Genomic DNA, 20,249 nt, shown 5'->3' with positions numbered 1-20,249 from the left:
AAGTACACAATCTTGTCATTCCGAGGAACGAGGAATCGCACTAGTAATTCCATAAAGATTGGCGACAAACTATGTAGAAATTCTTGTGCGATTCCTCGTTCCTCGGAATGACAAACTTTGTGAAAACAAAAACCGCCAACAAAAAAGAAAAAAATCTTAGTAACTTAGCATCTTAGAAACTCCACAAATGACCATTCAGCAATTAAAATATATAGTAGCTTTAGATGACGAACGCCATTTTGCAAGAGCGGCCGAAGTCTGCATGGTAACGCAGCCCGGATTAACGATTCAGTTAAAAAATCTCGAAGAAGAAATTGGAATCAAGATTTTTGACCGAAATAAAGTGCCTTTAACGCCAACAATCCTCGGAACTGAAATAATCAACAAAGCCAGAAAAATTCTTCGCGAAGCCGATGAAATCCGTGATTTTGTAGTAAATGAAAAAAATCTTCTGGAAGGAGAATTAAAGCTCGGAATCATTTCAACTTTATCGCCTTATTTAATTCCGTTGTTTATAAATGCCATGAAAGAAGCGGCACCAAAAGTGCATTTTATTATTAAAGAAGGTTACACGGGACATTTAATGAGAGATCTGGAAATTGGTGCGATTGATGTAGCTATTATGGCGACACCAACGGGAAATTCCAATTTAATTGAACATGTTATTTTTAAAGAGCCTTTTGTAGCTTATTTAAATGAATCACATCCAATGGCAAAAGAAGATTTTTATGAACTTCAGCCCGGTGACAAAACCGAACTGTTGCTGCTGCATCATGAATATTGTTACAACGCACAGCTTCTGGATATCTGCGGATTAAAATCATCAGATAAAATTAAAGAACAGTTTACCTACGATATCAATTCAATAGAAACCTTAAAAAACCTCGTTCGCGCACATTTAGGATTTGCGATTATTCCGCAGCTTTCTATTTTAAACGAAGCACAATCGCAGCTTTTTAAACCTTTCAAAGAACCCATTCCGGTAAGGGAAATCAGTTTAGTAGTTTCAGATTCTTTTTCGAAAAAATTATTATTAGAAAAAATGAACGAAGCCGTTTGGAACTGCCTTCCGGATGAACTTAAAAAAGATTTCGCATACAAAAAAATCCGCTGGAACGATTCACCGTATTTTGTAAAAGCGATTAGTAAAGTTTCTTAAAGGGAAATTCCAATATAAAAAATTCCAAATTTCAAGGAAAATTCCAATAAAAAAAATCCAAATTCCAAATTTGTTAAGGCTTGGAATTTGGAATTTTTCTGTTTTTGTCATTCCGAGGAACGAGGAATCTCCGCAAGAAACTCCGTATAGAATGTCGCCAATCTTTGTAGACCTAGTTATAGTTATAGACAAAGTAATGTCATTTCGACGGAGGAGACTCGAGCGATAGCGAACAGGCGAAGCAAATCTCCACAAGAAACTCCGTATAGAATGTCGCCAATCTTTGTAGAGCTACTCGCGGAGATTTGCTTCGCCTGTTGGCTATCGCTCGAGTCTCCTCCGTCGAAATGACAAGATTATGAATATTTTGAAATTTCAATTCCCATTTTTTTTTGGAATTTGGAATTTAAATTTTGGAATTTTACTCCATTTTTGGAATTTATTTTTTCGAAGCCGCAATAATCACATCAGCAACTTTTGCCGGTTGAGAAATAAAAACCACATGGCTTCCTTTTATTTCTGTAATTTTTGTGTTAGAACGTTTGTACATTGCACGTTCGATATCAGGATTGATACTTTTATCTTCAGTTGCTACGATTCCGTAAGAAGGTTTAGTTCTCCATGCTGCTTTAGTAATTGGAGTTCCAAAGCCCTGAGCATGAAATGCACCTTGCGAAGCAAACATAAATTCAGCATCTTCTTTACTTAAATCACCTGCAAAACCAGCGTGAAATTTAGCTTTATCATAATAAGCAATTCCTTTGTCATCTGGAGGCAATACACCATTTTCCGGAGCAGGAGGCGCAGTTTGTAACCATTGAATAGAGTTTTCTCCGTTATCAGGCTGTAAAGCGGCAACATAAACTAAAGCCGCAACTTTTGGGTGATTTCCGGCTTCTGTAATTACAGTTCCACCCCAAGAATGTCCCACTAAAATTGTTGGTCCGTCTTGTTTGTCAAGAGCTAAATTTGTTGCTTTAACATCATCTTCTAAAGAGCTTAACGGATTTTGAACAATAGTTACATTATATCCTTTTTTGGTTAAAATCTGGTACAAACCTTTCCATCCGGAACCGTCTGCAAAAGCACCGTGTACTAATACTACATTTTTAATTTGTGGAGCAGCTTGTGCGTTTACATTTGCTGATGTAAATACTAAACTAAAGATTATTGCTGCGAATGCTAAAAAGCTTTTAATTGTTTTCATGTTTAAAATTTTAGATTGTTGATTTTTAGATTTTAGATTGTTGTGTTGTTTTATTTGAAAATTCAACACAATCTTGTCATTTCGACGGAGGAGAAATCTTCACAAGAAGCTCTACAAAGATTGGATGCTTACCAAGCGGAGTTACTTACGAAGATTCTTCGTTCCTCAGAATGACAAGATTGTGTTGAAATTTTATTATCTAGAAATTAATTTAACGTTACCGCCAAAGTAATTTCAGTGTTCAATAATTTCGAAATTGGACAAATTTCTTTTGCTTTTTGAGCTGCTTGTTGAAAATCTTCTGCAGAAATTCCAGGAACTTTTCCAGTCAATTCTAATTGGATTAAAGTAATAGTTCCGTCTTCAAAAGTTACTTTAGCAGTTGTATCTAAATCTTCCGGAACAAAACCAGCCTCAGATAATAAAAAGCTTAACTGCATGGTGAAACATCCTGAATGTGCCGCTGCGATTAATTCTTCTGGGTTTGTTCCAACACCTTGCTCGAAGCGGGTTTTAAAAGATAATTGTGCATTATCTAAAGTTGTGCTTTGAGTACTAATAGTACCTTTTCCTTCCATTCCTGTACCTTTCCAGTTTGCGTTTGCTCTTCTTGTAAATTTCATAATTTCTATTTTTTAAAGTTATTTTTTAAGATGATCAAATCATTTGTTTGATTTTGATGAGACAAATTTATGGCGACAATACTTATTGATCAAATTAATAATTTTTAGTACTTATAAAAATAATTTATAATGATAGATTTTACTGGGCTGGATCAAAACTTTAGTTTATAATTTTTTTTCAGATAAATTTTAAATCTAAGGAGAAAGGATGATTATTTATCTCTTTTTTGGTTTCAAGTTAGAATTTGAAACCAACTAAATAGCTGAATAATAGTTTTATATGTTCTATGGATTTAATTTTATTCGAAACAATTTTACAGGAATACCCCAGAGAATAAATTTTTAATGAATAATCTAACTTTTAAATTTATGAAAAAAGCTTTTCTAATAATTGTAGTTTGCCTGAGTACAGTTTTGTTCTCTTGCAAAAAAGATAAAGATACTGCCCAATCAAATCCAGAAGATGTAAAGTCTGATACTGCCGATTCTGCATTTGCCGATAACGGCTGGCCGCGCGAAACTGAAAATAACGGCACAAAACTCGTTTATTATCAGCCTCAGGTTGACGACTGGAAAGATTATAAAGAAATCACAGCCCGACTTGCTTTTTCTTTAACTCCAAAAGACGGCAAACAAGTTATAGGTGTAGCTTCTTTAAAAGCAGAAACATTGGTAGATAAAGACAACCGAAGTGCCTACATTAAAAACCTTCAGGTAACCGATGTGCGTTTCCCGGCTCTCGACGAAAAGAAAGTTCCCGAAATGGAAAAACTCTTTAAAGAAGCACTGCCTAAAAGCGGAGATCCTATTTCTGTAGATCGTATTCTGGCAGATTTAAGCCAAACCAAAAGCCCGGCAAAAGGAATTACGGCTAAGAACGATCCTCCCGCAATTTTTTACAGTACCAATCCTGCAATTTTATTAATTGTGCAGGGAGAAACAGTTTTAGTTCCAGTAGAAAAAACAGATATTCAATATGTAGTCAATACAAACTGGGATTTATTTTTTGATAAAACTTCTAAAGATTATTATCTGTTGACTGAGAATGTCTGGCTGACTTCCAAAAAAATAGACGGTAAATGGATTAAAACAGGAAAATTGCCTTCGGGGTTAATTAACCTGCCTTCGGGACAGAATTTTGATGATGTTAAAAAGATGATTCCGCCTCCTTCAACAGGAACTGCGCCAGAAGTTTTTTACAGCAATAAACCAGCTGAATTAATTGCCGTATACGGAAATCCAAAATTTATCAAGATTCCGGGAACTAAATTAATGTACATTGATAATACCGAAAATGATATTTTTGCGAATGAAGCTGATGGACAATATTATGTACTATTCTCCGGAAGATGGTTTAAATCGAAAGACTTAACCGGACCGTGGACGTATGCCGGAAATAACCTTCCTGCTGATTTTGCCAAAATTCCTAAAGATTCGCCGCGTGCCAATGTATTATCATCTGTGCCCGGAACTCAGGAAGCCAAAGATGCCGTTATGCTGGCACAAGTTCCCACAACAGCTATTTTAAAGAAATCTGATGCCGAAGCCAAAGTAAAAGTAACGTACGACGGAGCGCCTCAGTTTAAACCTATTGAAGGAACAAAAATGCAATATGCGAGCAATACGCAGGAGAAAATTATAAAAGTAGGCGATTTGTATTATTTGTGTTTTCAGGCTGTTTGGTTCATGTCGACAAGTCCTAACGGACCTTGGAAAACTGCCGATTCTGTTCCGAAAGAAATTTATACCATTCCGCCAAGTTCTCCCGTATATAATGTAACCTATGTTACACAAACCACAACCGATACAACTGTCGAAAGCAGTTCAACAGCAGGATATTTAGGTGGCTTTTATTATAGGTGCTACAGTTGGTGCTATATTAACGTATGGCACAGGATGGTATTATCCGCCTTATGTGTATTATGGCGGATTATACCCAATTTATCGTCCGTGGCCTTATGCGTATGGAGCAGGAGCAGTTTACAATCCGTGGACTGGCGGTTATGCTGTCGGAAGACGGGTTTACGGACCTTATGGTGCTGCAGGAACTTCGGCCTGGTATAATCCCGCAACGGGAAGATACGGACGTTCTGCAAGTGTGCAGGGCTGGTATGGCGGTCGTACTGCTGCAAGTACTTATAATCCGTGGACGGGAAATTACGCCAGAACCAATCAAGGACATAATGCGTATGCGCAATGGGGACATTCTGCCGCTACAAATGGAAATCAATGGGTGCAGACAGGACACGTTACAACCCGACGCGGAACGGCAATTGGTTATGAAACTTCGGGAGGAAATAAAGGTGTAATTACGCATCGCAGAGGCGGAGGAACTACTATTCATACCAATAATAATGTATACGCAGGCCACGACGGACATGTCTATAAAAAAGATGCAAACGGAAACTGGAGTCATTATAATAACGGAAACGGCGGCTGGTCGCAAGCAGGAACTTTAGGTTCGACAAACAAATCTGGCGGAGCTGTTGAGCGTAATAAACCAAATCAGGGATTGGGAGCAAATGGAGCAGGAGAGAAGATTCAGCGTGATAACTTGCCGAAACCGGAACAAAACCTAGGTGGCGAAACCCGATTAGGCAACAGAACCCAACATGATAATTTCCCAAAAGCAGATCAAACCCTCGGACAACCGAATAAACCGCTCGGCGAAGCCGGACGTCCTGATATTACAAACGATCTTGATCGCTCAGCATTATCCAGAGACCGCGGAGAATCTCAAACCCGAAATTTCCAAAACTTCCAGCATCAAGGAGGTTTCAGCGGTGGTGGATTTACAGGCGGCGGAGGCTTTAGAGGCAGAAGATAAATAAAAGTAAAGGTTGATTATTTTTTAAATTCCAATTTTTAAATTCCAAATTCCAATCGCTCGTATTGGAATTCAGGATTTGAGAGTTGGAATTTATTTTTGAAATCAAGATTTTTGAATTTAGAATTTAACCACAATCTTGTCATTTCGACGGAGGAGAAATCTCCGCAAGAAACTCTACAAAGATTAGCGAAATTCATTAAAAATTCCAATTTTTAAATCCCAAATCCCAACGCAATCTTGTCATTTCGAGGAACGAGAAATCGCACTAGAAACTCCACAAAGATTGGCAAAATTTATTAAAAATCTCAATTTAAAAATCCCAAATCCCAATGCAATCTTGTCATTTCGACGAAGGAGACTCGAGCGATAGCGAACAGGCGAAGCAAATCTCCACAAGAAAAACTCTACAAAGATTGGCGGCATTTATTAAAAATCCCAAATCCCAACCCAATCTTGTCATTTCGACGGAGGAGAAATCTTCGCAAGAAACTCTACAAAGATTGGCGACATTCTGTACGGAGCTACTAGCGAAGATTTCTCGTTCCTCGAAATGACAAGATTGTGAAAAATTTGAATCGTTCTAAAACGAGCAAAGCGAGAAACGAAACATGAAACATGAAACATGAAACATGAAACATGAAACATGAAACATGAAACTTCAAACAAAACAAATTCCCTATATTTAATAAAAAAATCAGACAAATGAACTCTAACAAACTTTTACTTTGTCTTTTATTCACAATGCAAATAGCATTAGGACAAACCAACCCCAACATTACCTTAAAACAATTAAGCAAACAGCATCAATATGCTAAAATGGATAGTTTAAACAATAAGGAAAAAGGCAAAGACTATTATTTCTATAAAGGATTATATGCCAATGTCTGCAATAAACCCAAGTTGTCAAACCAGTATTTAGATAGTTTGAAAAACAACGAACTGACCAATAGTTACGAATTTGCGAAGCTGAAAAATGACAATTATATCAAACTCTTTAATTACAATTTGGCTTATACGGCTTCTAAAGTTTTGACGCTTAAATTTCAAAAACAGTATACCGAAGTCGAACTTCAGGACGAATTAAATACACAGCGAATCTGGCAGACTTTACGCAATACTCGCGCGCAGACAATCGATAAATTTTCGACAATTTCAGTTGCTGCGGTAAAAGACAAAGCGGGTTTAATTACAACAGAAGTCAAGGCAAATGAAACGCAGTCTAGTTTTGTTTTTGATACCGGAGCAGGAATTAGCTGTATTACCGAAAGTATGGCAAAGAAAATGGGAGTTAAAATTCTGACGGATAATAATATTTCGGTGGCGAGTTTTACGGGACAAAAAAACAAAGTTCGTATAGGTGTAGCGCCCGAAATTAATTTAGGAGAATTGAAAATTCATAATGCGGTGTTTTTAGTATATCCTGATAAGGCTTTTACATTTGCAGATGGCGCTTATGTCATTAACGGAATTATTGGTTTTCCTATAGTAAAAGAGTTAGGAACGATTACGATTGAAAAAGATAAACTTACCTTTTCTAAAGAATTAGAGACCAATACAACCGAAAAAAACTTATTTGTAGACGAACTCAGAGCGATTGTAATGCTTACGTATAAAGGCAAAACCCTGCCATTTAATTTTGACAGCGGAGCCAAAGAAAGCCTTTTCAACAAAGCGTTTTACGAAACCTTCAAAACCGACCTTGACCGTATAGGCACTTTAGAAACGTCTAAATCCTCCAGCGCTGGCGCAGAAGTAGTTTCTACAGAAGTTTTGGTTTTAAAAGACCAGCAAATTTATCTTGGAAAAAAACTAATTCAACTCCCAAAAATGGAAATTGACCAAAAAGATTATGGCGTTTATGGCGAAGTAAATTTTGGAAATATTGGACAAGATGTATTGGGGCAATATGAAAAGGTTGTGATTAGTTTTGATGGGAATTATTTGAGGTTGGAGGATTAAGTGTTTTAGTTTTTTTGTGTTGGTGCAAGGAACATATCATTAAAGTATACCCATCATACTCATCAGGCTTTAATTTTTTAAAATAATAACACTTTCTCTTAGTTTATCAATATCAGGGCTATTTTTAGTTTTTCTTTTATGAATTTCTCTTAAGACTCCAATTTCTTTTAAGTTCCAACCAACTTGAACTGCAATGTCTGCAAGAATCAAATCTACTGGAATATGAACATTTGCATAAGCAGAAGTTGATACCACAAACCAGAGACTTGCTCCCTTTTCAGCTTTTTCTTTTAAACTTACAAATATTTTTTTCATGTCTTCAAAATATGCCAATATCATATAAGGAATATTTTTATGCATTAACATTTCAGGGTTAGACTTGATTTTGTTGTATACTTCATCAAATGAATAACCATAAGATTGCTCTTTAGGCATTTTCCAATTTGCTTGAACATGTGACCGTAGAGTTTTAAGTCTTAAATTATATAATTCTTCATTACTTCGAATAAAATCACCTATAAAAAGTTCTGGTCTATAAATATCAGTATAGTCAAAAGTATTCAAGTATGGAGGGGAAGTTATGCATAGCTTAAATTTTTTATCCAATTTATCAATATGCTTTCTACAATCAACATTATATATTTTTGGTTTTACCTTTACCTGATTATCTAAATCTTCTTTTATTAGGTTCGTTTCATTAATAAATGTTTCTAGAAAAGATTCATTATTATAACCTAATCTATCCCAATTCTTCTTATATCTAACACATTTCCCATCTTTTTTTACATTACTATTTTTCATTGCTGCTGAAATAAGAGCAAGTTTTAATAGTTTTGAATTATAATGGTTCTCATTTTTGAGATTTAAATGACCAGCTTCAAAAGTTCTTAATACATTTTGGTTGAAAAGCCATTTATCTCTTTTAGTAGATTCAGAAAATGTTGAAAAGGATTCTAAATTTGAAATTTTTTGCTCTTTACAACTTTCAATTGTTCTTATAACTGATTTGTCAAAGCCCTTTATGCTAGTATTTATAATTTTAGTTTGAGCAATAAAGCATGTAAAAGGATTTACTTCAAATCCAATTGAATTGTATCCTTCTGTGGAAGCGGTAAGAGTTACTGTTCCACTTCCGTTAAAAGGGTCAAGTATTATATCTTCTTCTAATAATTCAGCTTCTTTAATAGCAGATTTAACTAGCTCTGGAGAAAAACCTTCCTTATAATAATACCAACGATGCCTAGATAAATTTATAGTATCTAAAGCATTCGATACTCCTGTATTATTTAGGTTAAAATTATTGTTAATCATGATTAATTACAAATTGGTTCTGCAAACATTCGTATGGGAGATTCAATGTTCAAATATGTTTTGTGGTATTGATATTCTGCATCAATATTTAGTTCAGTGTTAGCGTAATGAAAACCATTTGAAATATCTATAGAGCTTATTTTTGGATCAATATTTCTCCTTCTACCATCTATAACTGTTAAATACCCTTTATTGATAACAGTAGGAGAATCTGAATTAACTAAATCCATATATTCTTTAATTTGTTTCATTCCGTCATTCGCTCTACTATTTGTATAATTTGTAGAGTTTAGATTTCCTGACATATCGAGACAACGTCCCATTAATTTTACTTCAATTATGGCCGCTCTGTTAGCTTCGCGCCAATAAACTCTTATATCAACAGGTTTTGATGCTCCTAGATTATATTCTCTTACCACATCAACTCCTCTAATGCTGTTTTTTAAATATTCTGACAATGCGTTCTGTATTGAATTTTCAGGACTTGAAATGAAATAAATATATTTTTCATCAGCCCAACTGTTTTTAAACAGTTCACAAGAAACTTTGCGAATACGTTCATTTTTATAAGATAATAAAGCTTCGTTTAAAAAATGATATTGTAAAGCATATATACTAGAACAACTAAATTTATTTGTTATTTTTATTTCATTTTTATTCACATAAAAATATTCTTTTTTGTTTTTGTATACATAGGTTATGTAATTATCTGAATCTATAAGTTCCTGAATATTTTGCGTTGGAATATTAGTATATATTTTTGGTAATTGTTCATCTTGAAAGATTTGAAAGACCATATTGGTAAAATTATGATTTAATATATTTGAATCCCAATAATCAATACCTTCTTCGTTATCAAACAATAAAGTGTCGTCATTTTTGATAAAAACATATAGCTCTCCTTCATAGTGACTAGGTTCAATAAATCTATAAATATTTTGTACAAATTTTACAATTTGTGTAGTATGTTGAACTGATTTACTATCTCTAGTTAGAGTAAAGACTTTCAGAGTGTAGTCTTCTTCTCTTATAATATCTACTAATTTATCTGACATATAATTAATTTTTATTTTCTATTTGAATTATTAGAAGTCTTATCCAAGTTATGGCAGAAATTGTTAAATCATCCAATGACGCACCTAGTGATGTAGATATTGTTTTAAGATTTTCGTACTGAAAATCAACCCAACTATCGTTTTGAATAGATCGTGCTTTCTGGATATTAATATCATTTAACAAGGCATATTCTGTCTCCTTATATGGAATTAAAATACTTGTATTACAAGCTGCATCAATAAACTCTTCTCTTTTCTTGAGATTGCTTAATTCGATGAAATTTTTATATTCATCTGTTCCCCTAGAAGTTATGGATAAAAAACTACCACGTATTTCAAAAGCTCCAACATTGATATGTCTTTCAATTGCATCGTCAATAGATTTAGAGTGAGGAAAACCATCCATTGTACTTACGATAAAACCATAATCCCAATCTTCGGCTGGATTTCCCTTATAGTGAGACAAAAAAGCTGAGAAATAACAAAAAAGATGAATCTCTTCTCGCTTAAAACCATCTAAAAAATTATCTAACTTATGCGCTACAGATAAACTGTCATAAAACGCATTGATGTTTATTTGAATACTCATTGTTTTAAAGCTGATTCTATATTAGTAAATACTTGGGTAAATAAATGTTCTCCTTCTTTTTGTATACTATTTAATTCAGTCCATTCAAGCATACGACGAAATTTCATTTTAGATTCTGTACACTCTTCTGCCAATGATATTAATAGTCGAGAAGCATTAATGTTGGCTGTCATAATTATATTTTGACCATGTTCAACTATATATTTTGCAAACATTTTTCCAACCCTATTTTCATATGCAATGTCTAGTGAACCTTCAGGTGTGTCAATTAGCATTGTTGCAGGATTGTCATTAGATGAAAGGTAAATAGTTAATGCCATTCTTAAAGCTATATCTAAAAAGAAACGTTGACTTTCTGAAAGTTGGAAAGAAGAAGTTCTTGCGGAATTGTTCATTTCAAAATATAAAATAAAATCTCTTCCTTTTTTGTCAGAATAAACATTTAAATCTAAACCAATAAAACTTTTAGCTAATTCTTTAAAAAGAGGAACAAAAAGTTCTTCAGCTTCTTTATATGCATTATCAACCCTTTTTAATAAATTATCATATTCTGGTTGAAGGTTATCTCTTTTAGTATAAGAATCTTTTGATTTTTTGTCAAAATCCTTAAATTGTGCTTCATAGTTTTCAATTAAAACATCAATTGAAGCATTTCCAGTTTTAGAAAAAGAAATTTTGCTATTGCTTTTAAGAAAATCATCTAATTTTTGTTTTGAAGAATTTATTTGGATAGTTATTTTGTCAAATTCTAATTTTTTTGTTTCTGTTTCTAAAACTATTTCTTCTAGAAAATTGCTTTTCAGTATTAATTCCTTGTCAATCTGCTTAATTTTATCAAGCAATGATTCTTGCATTTTTGTATCCTCGTTGTTTATTTTAGTATCACATGCAGGACAATTATCATTGTATAACTTTCTTTCAATGCTTTCAATAATATTTTGTCCATGAGCACCACACATGAAGCATGTATGATTTGCTTTCGCTAGCTTAATAGTTGGATTTTCTAGTAATTTGCTTCTTGGTTCAGAATATTCTGAAAATAATTTTTTGTATTTTGTCTTAAGGTTTAAAATCTCAGCATTAATAATATTCTGTCTTTTTAATAATACATCATATTCATTATTAATCTCTCCATACATTTTTTCGTGCTCATCTACTTCATTGATAAGTTCGTCATATTCTTTTTTTAAATCATCATAATTTTGACTATTGAGACTGGTTTTTGTTTTTAAAAGCTCATCGACTTGTTTTTTAAGTTGAGTAGCTTGCCATCTTGCATTTCGACCATCTGACTCATGCTTGTCCATATCTCTTTTAATACTTAAAAGCCTATCAGTATTTTCCAAATCATCGTTGAATGCAATAGAAAGAGCGTTGTTTGCGGCTCTTTCATCCCAAAAGAGTAATTTTTTATTTTCATCAAATGTTAAAACATATAATTGATAAAATAAAAAATAATTAAATTTTCCAAAAGAAGTTTCCTTAGTTATGATACTTTCATATAAGTTTAATAGCTCTTTTGGGTCTAAATCGTCAGTATTTACAAGTGATATTTCCCTATTGTTTTCCTTTTTATAGAATTTTAATGATTTAAGTTCATCTCTATTTGAAAAGCCCCTAACAATTCTGATATACTTATTATTAATTTTTATAGATAATTCTACATCGGCAAGATTTGAAAATTCTGCTTTGATTCTTCCTTTAAAATATCTTTCTGTAAATGATTTATTGAGTTTAATTATTTCGTCTGGAGATAAAACATTTTTATTAGGTTCAAGAACTATTCCTGTTAGTGCATAGTTTATTATACTTAAAAAAGTAGTTTTTCCAAGCCCATTAGCACCAGCAAGACAATAAACTCCACTGTCAAAGTTTTCATTTATTGTTGAACAAACATTTTCTATTGAATATAAAGAGAAATTTTTAATAACAATAGATTCTATTTTAGGAAAATTAAATTTCATTATGTAGAAATATAAATGATATGATTTTTATTTAATAAAGCAGAAAGCGCAGGTAATAGTACAAAAAATAAAATGAATAATTTAGATTTGCTTTTTTATTTGTAGGTAAAAGTTTATTTTTTGTTTTTATTCCATTTCCTCTTTGCCATTACAAATATATGATTGATTCTGATAAATATCTTGAAACTTTAAATAAGCTTAATACTCTATCTATAATCTCTTTTTTGCTTGTTTGTTTTTAAACTTGATTTATAATCATTTTAATTTAGACAAATATTAATATTATTTATCTTGTATTATTACGGTAAACCGTAATTCATTTAAAATTATCTTGACAAGTGTAATAATAATTAAAAATAAAGCATAGAGTATTTATACGGTATTTTCAAACCAGTCTAAAAAAATAAAACCATCAATCATAAAAATGATCAAGGGTTTTAATTTCAAAAGCAAAATAATTTTACTCCACATCCAAATAAGGATTCAAAATGTGGCTAGTTCATTGAGCCAGTAAAAGCTGTTTTCAAGTTTGGGTATTTCGTTTTCGATCGAAAAGATTAATAATTTTACTTCTTACCAATTAATATGGATTAGGTTTTGTAAACGATTCCTGTGAAACAATACATTCAATCATATCAATTTCAGCAGATGCTGTTTTTAGTTTTATAGAAACTCCCTTAGTTTCCCGTGGTTTAGTATTTCGATTTATATCAATTACAAATTTGATAGATTCGCTAGTTTTTATATTCTCGAAAATGGCTTTCGATTTTTTTTCATCAAAGAAAATATCACTTTCCATTCGTCTATCATTCATATCATGCCAGACAATATTTATTTTTCTAGGAACGGCGCGTTCTTTTATTGGTATCAAATTATCGTTTAAGCTCAAAAAAACAGATTCAAATTCACCGTTGATGTAGTTAATTTTAATAGTCTCAACTTTATCTTCTGTCTTGACCATAGGTGTAATAGGATATTTTTTAAAAAGAGTTTCCCAATAATCAAATGGTATTGTTCCTTGTTTCATTTGGTCTTTTATTTCTTGAGGAAATCTACTTACTATATCTGCTACAAATTCGTCCATCTCATTGTTATCTTTCATTTGTGGAAACGCGACTTTCCAGTTTACATTTTTGTCTTCATGTGCCTGATAGCGACCAACAATAGTCATGTTAGAGGGACTAAAAACATATAAAACTGCCATTCCACCCGGAAACAAACCAACATTAACAGCAAAATTATAATCTTTAACAATCTCAATTTTTTTTGTTTCCTGATCCCAAACAGGTCTTTCGCTGCCGTTTTTCATTAAAGATTCTATCTTTTCGTAATCGAGTTTAAAAATACCTGAGTAGCTTTTGTTTTCAACAAAAGACATCCAAGTTATATCGAGTATTTTAGGCGGTATTCCTGTTGCTTGACCAGATGAAGAACCATCATTGTCACCTAGATGATGACTATTTATAATATCATCAAATGGCATATATACATAGCTGCTTTGAAGTGTATTTCCTAAGATTAAATGACCGGAAAAAATTAATGCGGGATAATTTTTTGGAGTACATACAGAAGCATCCCAGAAATATTTTTTTTGTTCCATATTTTTTTGACATGAGATTAAAGCTACATTGCTTAATGTTAATAATAAAACGAGAAAAATTATTTTTTTTGTCATCATCCTGATATTATTTTTCGTTTTCTGATAATATTACTCAAATTATCTAGTTGAGGTTCCATGCCCACACCATCCATATTTGCAGAACAATGAAGGTATTGTTTGCGTAAAACCATTAACGTTCTATAAGTTTTACAAGTAAATCGAATTCAATAGTTTTATATCAATTTTGACAATTTTCTGATCTTTTTTTTCTTTTAAAATTCTTAAATTTTAAAATTTGATTTAGTTCCGAATCTTCGAAATAATCAAAATTTTCTTTTATGACAGGAGTTTTTTTTATTTCAATTAATGTTCCTAATCCATACCAGGTATATGGACCAACACGCCCATAATAATGAGGATATATGTATATAAATTCTTTATTATTAAGAGACATAAAAACTAGAGATTCATAATATTGAACATCTTTAAAGCAATAAATTATCTGATTATTAAGGAATATTTGATCATTAAAAAAATATATTTTTAGATTATACTTATTTCTAAAAAAAATGGAATCCTTTGGACCAAATCCTTCTAATTTCTCATTCTCAAATATCTGTTCTCTATAAAAAAATGATTTTTCGTTTTGAATAGAATATTTGATAATAACATTTTTTAATTGCGAAAAGACAGTAAAGTGAAATAATAGAATAACTATTAAAATAAAATTATTTTTTTTCATAAGAAATTTTAATAAATGAATGTCTTCTATATTTTATTCCAACAGATTCCCAATAATGATCTTTTTTAGTAGTTATATTTCCGTAAACCTTTCCATCTGCTCTGTAAAGATTACTCTCATTAACGTTACCGCTATTTTTACTTTCCTTGTCTTTTTCATCTTGATTATATAATTTATCTCCAGATCCTCGCCAGTTGTTATACCCTTCATTTATTAAATCTCCCAAAAAAGAGTTAATAACACCTTTAATTGCAATATTCATTTTCGGATTCTTATTCAAATCAGTAAAATTTCGTTTTGCTATAGCAAATGCTTTTGCATTACTACCATTATATGTTCCATTTAAATAATCTGGATATAAAGTTTTGGGAGGATTACCATGCGACATTGTCATTCTGTACATTTCTTCATCAGAACTAAATGGCTTAGGACCATAGCCAGAACGACCAGAAAGTCTAAGATTTTTAATTGTCATAGCATATCTATCTGCAAACGCTCCTCCACCTTCTCCGAAAACCCAATTGGCTCGATTAAGAAATTGTTCGTTATTCAATTCTGATTTTAAAGTAAAATCAGTAATTTTATCACTAGCATCTTTTCCTTTTTGTACTTCTAAAAATGTAGCCTGATCGGTTATATAAACATTATTGCCTGTTCCAATTTTTCCAAGATAAACACCTTCTTTAGTATAAAAATATCCGCTAATAATACTGTTTATAAGTTTTTTTGCAGTAGGCTCTGGCGCATCCTCAGGTTCTCCATATATAATTTGATTATCGGCAGTTTCTCTAATAAAACCGCCGGCATTAGTAACAATATTACCATTAGAATACATACAATGATTTCCTCCAGTAGTTTTTGTTATGGTTCCTTTTACAAATCTTCTTCTCATAATTTAATTATGTGTAGTGTTTTCACCGCTATTATTTTGTAAATCATTTTTTGCATGTTTGCTAACATCTTTTTCGCTATAATTTTGAATACCATCTAATCCTATTTCATGTCTTTCTTTGTCAGTATGTGATTTAAGATTTCCATCAATTTGCTCATCAAAATTTCCAGCTACATATATCATTTTATCCAAGCCAATACTTGTATGCATATTTCCTCCAACGTTGATTGATTTATTAATAACTGCGGTTTCAGAAATATTAGTTCCGGCACTAAACATTATACTTTCCGTAGCCTCAAAAACAATATTTTTTGCTTTTATTGTAAACGTTTCAGGTGTAGTAGCATTTATATTTTTATTCTCTTCATCCAAATGAATTTCATTCCCGCTTGGGTCAGAAAGCCAGATTCCGACTTTTTCAATAAACTTGAATAACATTCCAAAGCGGAGTTTCCAACCTTTTATCATATTTTGCGGATCGAAAAAGTCCGGTTTTTCCTGTCCGTTATAATAAGTTCCCGATACATAAGGGCATTCGGCGTTTCCGCCTTCAAATCCTATTTGTACTTCTTCGCCAATTTCAGGTCTGAAATAGTTTCCTTTTCCTGAACCTGCGTAAGATTGTACGAGACGCATCCAGTCGCTTTCTGAATTCCATCCTGCCCAATAAAATTTTACTTTAACTCGTCCTAGTTTTTCAGGATCATTATTGTCTATTACTTTGGCAGACTGGCTTTCGGCAAGTGCAAATACTTTTACATTTGTATAATGCGGAGCTTCAACATCTGATGGAATTGCTTTGAATTCACAGCTGTAATTTCCATTTATTTGAGAGAGATGCGTAACTTCAATAGCAATTAATTCGTGTTGTACGTTTTCATTCTGGATGGTAAAAATCTGTCCAAGTCCGATAGGCAGATAAGAAGTTCCGCTGTAAAAAACACTATTTGCGTCGCGGCCTGCAGTATGCAGTTTTACCATTTCTTCTATTTCTTCTTTGTTTTGTGCGTTGTTAGTGTAAGAACCCAAACCTAAATCATCACGCACTATAGATCCTTGATTCCATCCCATTGAAACGGCGAATCTGTCCCTGCTTCCTGTTGATGTTCGTTGTGCAGAATTGCGAATATTGGTTACCGAATTATAATCATAACCTCCAAATGCGACTTTATTAGATATTAAATTTGTTTCGATTGTAAAATTATGAAGTGATGATCCGTTGATTAATTTTACCTTGCTTGCTTTTATTTGCCCAAATTGCATTCGCATTCCGTCAAAATAAAACCATTGTCCGTAACGTGCCGAAAGCCTTTTCATGAAATTGAAATTTGTTTCGTTGTACTGTGGTTTGTATCGAAACTCTTTAGTATTTGTAGGCGTAATGGCTTCTCTTTGATAAAACTCACCTGAATTTTCTTCGTCAAAAATTTCTAAAGCGATTTGCTGTAGATTTTTATTCAGGAAAATTCTCGATTTGTCCATTTCATCCAGAACAATCGTGTGGCTTATTCCAATTACATGCAAACCAGCAGGAGTGCCGTTTTTATAAATGGATTTTAAACCTTTAATAATCCCTTTGGCCATTAATCTGATTTCGTTGACTTTGAAGGTGAAAATTACCTGACTGCCAATATATTTGGATATTGCTTTTTCCTGATCTTCGGGCGGAATTATTATTTTTCCTGTGTATTGCCATACGAAAGAAAAAACATGATGATCGGCCATTTTTTGTGAGATTTGTAAATCGTAGTAAATAACGTTTTTTTCAAATCCACCTATAGAAACGTGAACTTGCTCTGAGAATTTAGACATTGGTTGTGTGTTAGTTATTTTATCTTTTTGATTTCGGTTAATTAATATTTTTAATTTAAACGAAATCGATTTAGTAAATATATACTTGCAGAAAAAATTATGACGATCTCTAAACGATAAAATAATAACAGAATAGGGTATTGTGTAATAAGTTTTTAAAAGTGTTTTAAGTTGAATTTAAATCAAAACAAAACCCTCAATCTTTTATAAAAATTGAGGGTTTTACATTTAAATCAAAAACAAACCTTTTACTCCACATCCAAATAAGGATTCAAAATCTCGGCTAGTTCATTGAGCCAGTAAAAGCTATTTTCTAGTTTTGGTATTTCTTGCTGCAGGGTTTCGTTTTCTCTTATTAAACTTAACGAAAGAACAAAATTTACTTGCCTTAAGGCTTTTGCCATTTGTTCTGGCGTTACGGTTTGATTGAAGAAATTGGTAAGCCTGATTTCGGCTTCTTTTGAAAGGGTTTTGGTACTCATAATCTTAACTTTAGGGAAATGAAACCCGCGTGGCTTAGGTGTCCTACGCTGTTAAGAGAGCGTTGCAGTTGTTTCCAATACCGCCACCATACCACACGGGCAAACTTTTTTTCTGATATCATAATCTTAACTATTAGGACTGTAAAGATATCAAAAAATGTTTTAAATTGTAAGAAAAATATTTCTTTTGAAATTTTATTTCTAAATCAAATTTCCACAAAATCTTCTTATGAAAATGAGTTTAATAGCCCTGATCGAAGCGGCATCCTTTTTCTTGCTTCTTTAGCAAGAAAAAGATATAGCGAAGAGCAGGAATCAGCTCCTAAATAGTATTACGAATATATGAAATGGAAATGAAAACCTAAGCTTGTATAATACTCAAAATTGTCTTTGGAATTTCGGCGAAAGCCTCAAATGAATAAGGTTTTATAAGATAAGCTTTTACGCCCAGATCGTCGCATTTTTCTTTGTACGACGGATTTATGCTGGTAGAATAAACAAAACAGGGAATATCTTTTAAGTCTGAATTGTTTAAAATTTGCTGTAAGGCTTCGATGCCGTCGACAATGGGCATGTTGATGTCGGTCAGGATTACGTCGGGACTTTCGTTTGCCGTGTCTTTAAGGTAATTGAGCAGTTCTTCGCCATTGGCTACAAGGCTTACTTTGCCAAAATTGGGGTTTTGATTGAATGTTTCGAAGATCACATCAGCGTCATCATTGTCATCTTCGGCAATTATGATATGCAGGTTGTTTTTTTGTGGCATTTTATAAAATTGGAAAGTAAAGATTAAATGTCGTTCCTTCGTTCAGTGTACTTTCGACGGTTATGTTTCCGGAGTGGTTTTCCATAATCTTTTTACAAATCGCAAGGCCTATACCGTTTCCTGAATATTCGTTTCGGGCATGAAGGCGCTGAAAAATGGTAAAGATTTTAAGAAGATGGCTCGACTCCATGCCAATTCCGTTGTCTTTAATTTGAATCTTTACAAATTTAGCATTTTGATTTGGCATTTCGGCATTTAAATTTTCTGCCTGATAAATTTCTATAAGCGGGGCAACGGCTTCTTTACTGTATTTTATGGCGTTGGTAATAAGATTTCCAAAAAGCTGGCGAATTTGGACTTTAGAGGCTTTTATGGCAGGGAGTTTTCCTATTTTAATATGGGCCTTTTTATCTGCTATTATAATTTCGAGGTCTTCGATAACTTCGCCAATTATTGTTTTCAAGTCAATTTCGGCTCGTTCTTCCTGCGCGGTGTGCGACGAATACTGCACTAAATCATCAACCAGAGAATTCAACCGCAGTGCCGATGATTTTAAAACATTCATTGATTTGGCATCGTTATCAGAAAGGTAGCTTCCGTCGATTCTATCATTATGCATAACAATTTTCCTCAGCGGTTCTTTTAAATCGTGCGAGATAACATGAATAAATTCTTCGAGATTGGTATTGATCCGGTTTAACTCTTTGATTTTTTCTTCCAGTTCCTGCTGATGATGGAGCAGGGCTTCTTCGTGTTTTTTCTTTTCGGTCAAATCGGTAATCACAATTCCAATCGCTTCTACAGAAGGTTCCAGATCGGTTAGTGCGATATAAGCCGGAAAAGTTTTTTTGTCTTCGCTCGATTTAAAAAGAATTTCGTGTGTGGCGATTCCGTACCGAAGTGCCTGAATAAGCTGGACAAATTGTGTGGGATTATCAAAATATTCATTTAAATACGTCCCAATAATTTGTTCTGACGGAATACCAACAAGTTCAGAAAAGTAGTCGTTACAGTACAATATGAGTCCTTTGCGCGAAATACTAAGCGCACCCTGTCGGAACTTTTCAATAAGAAGTCGGTACGTATAATCGGCCGTTTCGAGAGAATAAAGCTGGGGTACTCCGTTATTGTTTACTACCAGTGCATCTACATCTCCTTGTTTTATGGCTTCGACTATACTGTTTGCTTCATAAAGCTGTTCTTTTAATGACTCGATTTCGGTCAATAAATCTTCTATATTTTTATCGGTAACCTCCAA

16 protein-coding genes are annotated in these 20,249 nt (G+C 33.0%); 3 read left to right on the top strand and 13 right to left on the bottom strand.

Going from position 1 to position 20,249, the window contains the following annotated elements; genetic code table 11:
* The first annotated feature begins 187 nt into the window (after nucleotides 1-187).
* Entirely contained in the window at nucleotides 188-1,159 is a 972-nt protein-coding gene (locus tag NLJ00_RS20070) for a hydrogen peroxide-inducible genes activator (protein WP_256635131.1), read from the top strand.
* A 439-nt stretch (nucleotides 1,160-1,598) separates the two neighbouring features.
* On the opposite strand, the gene NLJ00_RS20065 is transcribed toward NLJ00_RS20070, so the two are convergent.
* Together NLJ00_RS20065 and NLJ00_RS20060 are read right to left on the bottom strand one after the other, a co-directional pair.
* The gene (locus tag NLJ00_RS20065; protein WP_180856558.1) at nucleotides 1,599-2,366 is read right to left on the bottom strand and encodes an alpha/beta hydrolase; all 768 of its coding nucleotides are present in this window, start codon (nucleotides 2,364-2,366) and stop codon (nucleotides 1,599-1,601) included.
* 206 nt (nucleotides 2,367-2,572) lie between these two features.
* On the bottom strand, nucleotides 2,573-2,989 hold the full coding sequence (locus NLJ00_RS20060) for an OsmC family protein (RefSeq protein WP_053471827.1): 417 nt from the start codon (nucleotides 2,987-2,989) through the stop codon (nucleotides 2,573-2,575).
* A 369-nt stretch (nucleotides 2,990-3,358) separates the two neighbouring features.
* Between NLJ00_RS20060 and NLJ00_RS20055 the strand changes: the two genes are divergently transcribed.
* Entirely contained in the window at nucleotides 3,359-5,053 is a 1,695-nt protein-coding gene (locus NLJ00_RS20055) for a hypothetical protein (protein ID WP_256635130.1), read from the top strand.
* A gap of 1,468 nt (nucleotides 5,054-6,521) precedes the next feature.
* The gene (locus tag NLJ00_RS20050; RefSeq protein ID WP_256635129.1) at nucleotides 6,522-7,778 is read left to right on the top strand and encodes a retropepsin-like aspartic protease; all 1,257 of its coding nucleotides are present in this window, start codon (nucleotides 6,522-6,524) and stop codon (nucleotides 7,776-7,778) included.
* A 69-nt stretch (nucleotides 7,779-7,847) separates the two neighbouring features.
* Here the strand turns inward: NLJ00_RS20050 and NLJ00_RS20045 are convergent, their stop codons facing one another.
* From NLJ00_RS20045 to NLJ00_RS19995, 11 genes are all read right to left on the bottom strand, one after another.
* On the bottom strand, nucleotides 7,848-9,089 hold the full coding sequence (locus NLJ00_RS20045; protein WP_256635128.1) for a DNA methyltransferase: 1,242 nt from the start codon (nucleotides 9,087-9,089) through the stop codon (nucleotides 7,848-7,850).
* A gap of 2 nt (nucleotides 9,090-9,091) precedes the next feature.
* A complete protein-coding gene (locus NLJ00_RS20040; RefSeq protein ID WP_256635127.1) occupies nucleotides 9,092-10,144 on the bottom strand; it encodes a hypothetical protein in 1,053 nt (350 codons plus the stop codon).
* A gap of 4 nt (nucleotides 10,145-10,148) precedes the next feature.
* Nucleotides 10,149-10,733, bottom strand: a complete 585-nt coding sequence (locus tag NLJ00_RS20035; RefSeq protein ID WP_256635126.1) for a hypothetical protein — start codon at nucleotides 10,731-10,733, stop codon at nucleotides 10,149-10,151.
* On the bottom strand, nucleotides 10,730-12,697 hold the full coding sequence (locus tag NLJ00_RS20030; protein WP_256635125.1) for an AAA family ATPase: 1,968 nt from the start codon (nucleotides 12,695-12,697) through the stop codon (nucleotides 10,730-10,732). The genes NLJ00_RS20035 and NLJ00_RS20030 overlap by 4 nt, the downstream gene beginning before the upstream one ends.
* Before the next feature lie 580 nt (nucleotides 12,698-13,277).
* Nucleotides 13,278-14,375: a DUF2931 family protein gene (locus NLJ00_RS20025; protein ID WP_256635124.1), complete on the bottom strand. Its 1,098-nt coding sequence runs from the start codon at nucleotides 14,373-14,375 to the stop codon at nucleotides 13,278-13,280.
* A gap of 160 nt (nucleotides 14,376-14,535) precedes the next feature.
* Nucleotides 14,536-15,039: a hypothetical protein gene (locus NLJ00_RS20020; RefSeq protein WP_256635123.1), complete on the bottom strand. Its 504-nt coding sequence runs from the start codon at nucleotides 15,037-15,039 to the stop codon at nucleotides 14,536-14,538.
* Nucleotides 15,026-15,931, bottom strand: a complete 906-nt coding sequence (locus tag NLJ00_RS20015) for a hypothetical protein (protein WP_256635122.1) — start codon at nucleotides 15,929-15,931, stop codon at nucleotides 15,026-15,028. Before NLJ00_RS20015 ends, NLJ00_RS20020 begins: the two co-directional genes overlap by 14 nt.
* A 3-nt stretch (nucleotides 15,932-15,934) precedes the next feature.
* Nucleotides 15,935-17,743 (bottom strand): type VI secretion system Vgr family protein, encoded by a 1,809-nt coding sequence (locus NLJ00_RS20010; RefSeq protein WP_256635121.1) that lies wholly within the window; start codon nucleotides 17,741-17,743, stop codon nucleotides 15,935-15,937.
* A gap of 248 nt (nucleotides 17,744-17,991) precedes the next feature.
* Nucleotides 17,992-18,225 (bottom strand): hypothetical protein, encoded by a 234-nt coding sequence (locus NLJ00_RS20005; RefSeq protein WP_256635120.1) that lies wholly within the window; start codon nucleotides 18,223-18,225, stop codon nucleotides 17,992-17,994.
* A 361-nt stretch (nucleotides 18,226-18,586) separates the two neighbouring features.
* Nucleotides 18,587-18,991: a response regulator gene (locus NLJ00_RS20000; protein ID WP_053474500.1), complete on the bottom strand. Its 405-nt coding sequence runs from the start codon at nucleotides 18,989-18,991 to the stop codon at nucleotides 18,587-18,589.
* Between the two features lies 1 nt (nucleotide 18,992).
* A complete protein-coding gene (locus tag NLJ00_RS19995) occupies nucleotides 18,993-20,249 on the bottom strand; it encodes a sensor histidine kinase (protein WP_053474501.1) in 1,257 nt (418 codons plus the stop codon).

The sequence above is a fragment of the Flavobacterium panici genome, from assembly GCF_024499525.1.
Taxonomy (GTDB): domain Bacteria; phylum Bacteroidota; class Bacteroidia; order Flavobacteriales; family Flavobacteriaceae; genus Flavobacterium; species Flavobacterium panici.
This window is presented reverse-complemented; position numbering and strand designations above follow the sequence as displayed.

What these genes read in the sequence shown, in the direction of transcription:
- NLJ00_RS20025 (WP_256635124.1), bottom strand. Translation starts at nt 14,375, where the DNA reads ATGATGACAAAAAAAATAATTTTTCTCGTTTTATTATTAACATTAAGC.
- NLJ00_RS20010 (WP_256635121.1), bottom strand. Translation starts at nt 17,743, where the DNA reads ATGTCTAAATTCTCAGAGCAAGTTCACGTTTCTATAGGTGGATTTGAA.
- NLJ00_RS20035 (WP_256635126.1), bottom strand. Translation starts at nt 10,733, where the DNA reads ATGAGTATTCAAATAAACATCAATGCGTTTTATGACAGTTTATCTGTA.
- NLJ00_RS20030 (WP_256635125.1), bottom strand. Translation starts at nt 12,697, where the DNA reads ATGAAATTTAATTTTCCTAAAATAGAATCTATTGTTATTAAAAATTTC.
- NLJ00_RS20050 (WP_256635129.1), top strand. Translation starts at nt 6,522, where the DNA reads ATGAACTCTAACAAACTTTTACTTTGTCTTTTATTCACAATGCAAATA.
- NLJ00_RS20000 (WP_053474500.1), bottom strand. Translation starts at nt 18,991, where the DNA reads ATGCCACAAAAAAACAACCTGCATATCATAATTGCCGAAGATGACAAT.
- NLJ00_RS20055 (WP_256635130.1), top strand. Translation starts at nt 3,359, where the DNA reads ATGAAAAAAGCTTTTCTAATAATTGTAGTTTGCCTGAGTACAGTTTTG.
- NLJ00_RS20065 (WP_180856558.1), bottom strand. Translation starts at nt 2,366, where the DNA reads ATGAAAACAATTAAAAGCTTTTTAGCATTCGCAGCAATAATCTTTAGT.
- NLJ00_RS20060 (WP_053471827.1), bottom strand. Translation starts at nt 2,989, where the DNA reads ATGAAATTTACAAGAAGAGCAAACGCAAACTGGAAAGGTACAGGAATG.
- NLJ00_RS20070 (WP_256635131.1), top strand. Translation starts at nt 188, where the DNA reads ATGACCATTCAGCAATTAAAATATATAGTAGCTTTAGATGACGAACGC.
- NLJ00_RS20020 (WP_256635123.1), bottom strand. Translation starts at nt 15,039, where the DNA reads ATGAAAAAAAATAATTTTATTTTAATAGTTATTCTATTATTTCACTTT.
- NLJ00_RS20040 (WP_256635127.1), bottom strand. Translation starts at nt 10,144, where the DNA reads ATGTCAGATAAATTAGTAGATATTATAAGAGAAGAAGACTACACTCTG.
- NLJ00_RS20015 (WP_256635122.1), bottom strand. Translation starts at nt 15,931, where the DNA reads ATGAGAAGAAGATTTGTAAAAGGAACCATAACAAAAACTACTGGAGGA.
- NLJ00_RS20005 (WP_256635120.1), bottom strand. Translation starts at nt 18,225, where the DNA reads ATGAGTACCAAAACCCTTTCAAAAGAAGCCGAAATCAGGCTTACCAAT.
- NLJ00_RS20045 (WP_256635128.1), bottom strand. Translation starts at nt 9,089, where the DNA reads ATGATTAACAATAATTTTAACCTAAATAATACAGGAGTATCGAATGCT.